The organism is Streptomyces sp. WAC06614, from assembly GCF_003949795.1.
GTDB lineage: Bacteria > Actinomycetota > Actinomycetes > Streptomycetales > Streptomycetaceae > Streptomyces.
This window is the reverse complement of record NZ_RPRY01000470.1, coordinates 1-4,177: the sequence shown is the minus strand read 5'-3', so window position 1 is coordinate 4,177 and position 4,177 is coordinate 1. Positions and strand designations below refer to the sequence as shown.

The window sequence follows — 4,177 nt, the reverse complement described above, 5'->3', positions numbered from 1 at the left end:
GGTCGGGGGGAGGTCCTCCGGCAGGAGCAGGCTCAGGGCCGCCACGTCGAGTTCCGCGTCCGAGGTGATCCGGCTGAGGCGGCCCGCCTGGCGGGTGATCGCCTTCTCCAGCGTCTGCCGGGCGAACCGGCCGTTGCCGAAGGTCCGGTCCCGTTCCGTCGCCGCGAACAGCTCCCGCAGCGCCGCCACCGTCTGCGGCGCGCACGCGTACCCCGAGCCCTCGGCCTGGCGGACCACGATCTCCACCAGCTCGTCGTCCGTGTAGTGCTCGAACTCCACGGTCCGGCTGAACCGTGAGGCGAGGCCCGGGTTGGAGGCGAGGAAGCCGTCCATCTCGTCCGAGTAGCCGGCGACGATCACCGCCACCTCGTCGCGGTGGTCCTCCATCAGCTTCATCAGCGTGTCCACGGCCTCCTGACCGAAGTCGTTGCCGCTGCCCCCGCGCGGCGTCAGCGTGTACGCCTCGTCCACGAACAGCACACCCCCGCGCGCCCGGTCGAACGCCTCCTTCGTCAACTGCGCGGTGTGGCCGACGAACCGGCCCACCAGGTCCGCCCGCGCCACCTCGACCAGCTGCCCGCCCGGCAGCACGCCGAGCTCGGCCAGCAGCCGCCCGTACAGCCGGGCGACCGTGGTCTTGCCGGTACCCGGCGGGCCCGCGAAGACCAGGTGGTGGCTGATCGCCGCGGTCGCCAGCCCGGCCGCCTTGCGCCGGTTCACCTGCTGGATCAGGTTGACCAGGTCCTCCACCTGCTCCTTCGCCTGCGGCAGCCCGGTCATCCCGCGCAACTGCTCCAGCAGGCCCGGCTCCCGCTGCTCCGGCGCGGGGTTCGCCGCCCGCTCCAGCGCCTCGGCGGCGGCCGGCGACACGTCCTGCGGCAGCAGCAGCGCCAGCGCGTTGTCACCGATCTCCGGCTGGGACGCCAGCCGGGTCGCCTGCCGGTCCACCATCTCCTCGAACACCTTGCGCGCGGCCCGGCCGTTGCCGAAGTCCGCGCCCTTGCCCATCTGCTCGAAATGGGCCCTGAGCGCCTCCCGGGCGCCGTCGGCCAGCTCGTAGCCGTGCCCGGCGGCCGCCTTCTCCACGATCGTGGTCAGCTCGTCGTCCGAGTAGTTCTCGAACTCGATCGTGCGGCTGAACCGGGACGCCAGGCCCGGGTTGGAGTCGAGGAAGCCGCTCATCTCGTTCGAGTAGCCGGCCACGATCACCACGATCTCGTCGCGGTGGTCCTCCATCAGCTTCACCAGCGTGTCGATGGCCTCCCGGCCGAAGTCCGGACCGGTGCCCCCGCCGCCCTGGCTCAGCGTGTACGCCTCGTCGATGAACAGCACACCGCCGAGGGCCTCCTTGAACACGTCCGTGGTCTTGATCGCCGTACCGCCGATGATCGACGCCACCAGGTCCGCGCGGGCCACCTCCACCAGATGCCCGCTCGGCAGCACGCCCAGCTCGGCCAGGATGCTGCCGTACAGCCGGGCCACCGTCGTCTTGCCGGTGCCGGGCGGGCCCGCGAAGATCAGGTGCCGGCTCATCGGCAGCGAGGGCAGCCCCGCCAGCTCCCGCCGCTTGGCCAGCTTGTTGAGGTTGACCAGGGTGGCCACCTGCTCCTTGACCCCGTCCAGCCCGACCAGCGACGCCAGCACCGACAACGGCCCCTGTTCCGCGGCCGGTTCCGCCGTACCGGCCGCGCCCTGCTCCGGCCCGCCCGCCGTCCCGTCACCCGACCCGGCCTGCGCCGTGAGCTCGCCGAACGCGTCGCCCACGGCGTTGTCCCGGCTGGTCAGCGCCTCCACGGCGAGCCGGTTGCCGGGCTTGGTCTGGCGCAGGCCGCAGCCGCGGTTGCCGGCCACCGTGCAGTCCTGGAGCCGGACCGCCTCGGTGGAGTCCACCCGGACGCCGTCCTGCGTGTTGTCCTCGGCCTCGCAGCCGGTCAGGGTCGCCCGCGCGCCCGCCGCCACCAGGAACCCGTGCCGCCGGTTGGACCGGGCGCGCGTGCGGTTCGCGGTCACGTCGCCGCCCTCCTCGACCAGCACGCCGTCCTGCGCCGCGCCCGACACGTCGCAGTCCCGCAGCACCGCCGTGCCCCGGGAGCCGACGGACACCCCGGCCGAGCCCGCGTCACGGACCGTGGTCCCGCCCAGATGCACATTGCCCTGCCCGTCGACCCGTACGCCGGCCAGCCCGGTGGCGGCGATCTCCGCGCTCTCCAGCCGGCCGCGGCCGCCGCGTGCCACCTCCACGCCGTGACCGCGGACGTCGACGACCGTGAGCCGGCGCAGCAGCGGATTGGCGCCCTCCCACACGCTGACGCCGTTCCCGCCGGCGTCCCGGACCTCCAGCCGGTCGAACTCCGGGGCGCTGTCCCCCGTCAGACCGACCCCGGCGCCGCCGCAGTCGCGCACCGTGGTCCGGGCGAACGACGGGCTGGAGGACTCCTCCACCCACAGGCCGATGCTGTCCGCACCGCTGATCTCGCACTCCTCGAACGTGCCGCGCGAGCGGGCCGCGACGTGGATGCCGTGGCCGCGCGTCCGCGACGTACGGCAGCGCCGCACCACCGGGTCGCTGCCCCCCGCGACGGCGATGCCGTGCCCGGCCGTGCCCGTGACCGCGCAGTCCTCCAGGACCGCGCGGGCGGCCGTGGCGACGTACACGCCCATCGCGCAGTCCCGGACGGTGGTGCGCAGCACCCGCGTGGAGCTGTTCTCCTCCAGGGCCACCGCCGGCTTGTCCGTGGCGGAGATCTCGCAGCCCTCGATGGTGCCGCGGCCCTCGCCGTTGGCGCAGATGCCGTTGCCCCGGGCGTCGCGCATCACGCAGTTGCGCACCTTGGGGTTGGCCTTCTCCCCGATGACCAGCGCGGAGGTGCCCAGGTGCTCGATGACGCAGTCCTCGATCACACTGTGCCCGCTGGAGGTCTCCACGATGCCGGCGCCCACCGGGTTCACCACCCGGCACCCGCGCATCGCCAGCGCACCCTGCTGGCGGGTGAGCACCGCCGTCCACGACCCGCCCACCACCTCGCAGTCCTGCAACGCCGCCTGCCCACGCGGCACGTCGAGGGCCGGCAGGTCCTCGTCCTGCCCCTGGAGCACCAGCCCGGTGAGCTGGACGGCCTCGGCGACCACCTGGACCACCGCGCCGCGCGGCGGGGCGATCCGCACGCTGCCGCGGTGCTCCTCCGCGGTGATCGTCACCATCTTGGTGATGACGAGGTTCTCCTCGTAGCGACCGGGCCGCACCGAGATCACCGCCCCGCTGCGCGCCGCTTGCAGGGCGTCGCCGATGGTGCGGAACGAGGCGTCGGCCGCCTCGGCGCACACGGTGAGCACATGGCGCGACATAGCGTGGGGTTCCCTTCGGTGCGGGGCGTGTGGACGGTGCCGCCGGCGTCGGGGGACACCGGCGGCCGGACCCGGCGTACGGCCGGGCCCGGGGTCAGGCGGTACAGGCGGCGACGACGGACGCCGGGGCGATGCGGTGGGGGCGGCGGCCCCCTCGACGAGCCCTCGACGACGACGTGCCTGTACGGGACGACGTGCCTGGACGGGACGACATCCGTGTACGGGACGACGTGCGTGTACAGGACGACGTGCGTGTACGGGACGGCGTGCGTGTACAGGAGGAGGTACGGGCCGGGCCCACGCCCTGGTTCACCCCACGCGCCAGACCGGTGCGTCCTGCGCCGGCGGACTGAGCACGAAGGCCGCCGCCCGGTCCACCGTCGCCTGGTCGGCGGGAGCCGGCCGGTAGTCCGGGGCCGAGAGGTGGGCGAGCAACTCGGGCTCGGGGGCCAGGCCGTAGGCCTCCAGGTAGTAGGCGATCGTGTCGGTCCATATCCAGGCCCCGTCCGTACGGAAGTTGAGCGGGACCACGGCCCCCGCGGCCGGGTTCCGTACGTCGTGCATCAGCGCAGGGCTCAGCAACACCGGCAGCCCGGCCGCGAGCCGCTCCAGCAACAGGGCGCGCAGCGCCAGGTCCTCGACCACCGGATGGTCCTCGGCGAAGCCGGGGCCGGTCTCGGGGTGGACGAGGTCGAAGACGGCGGCGGTACGGAAGTGCGGGGTCGGCGGAGTGAGTTCCGGCGTCGTCGGCGTCGTGAGTGCGGTGTCGCTCAGTGCGGTGTCGCTCATGGCGGGCTCCAAAAGGGGCACAGGGCAGGGGGCGTTTCGGGCG

At 73.8% G+C, this 4,177-nt stretch carries 2 protein-coding genes; both read right to left on the bottom strand.

Features of this window, described 5'->3' with window-relative positions; translation table 11 throughout:
- Positions 1–3,345, bottom strand: a 3,345-nt coding sequence (locus tag EF918_RS33305; RefSeq protein WP_125652628.1) for a right-handed parallel beta-helix repeat-containing protein, incomplete at its 3' end; no start/stop codon positions are given.
- Positions 3,346–3,654: 309 nt separating this feature from the next.
- Positions 3,655–4,134, bottom strand: coding sequence for a hypothetical protein (locus EF918_RS33300; protein WP_185922040.1), 480 nt, complete (start codon positions 4,132–4,134; stop codon positions 3,655–3,657).
- Positions 4,135–4,177: the final 43 nt, after the last annotated feature.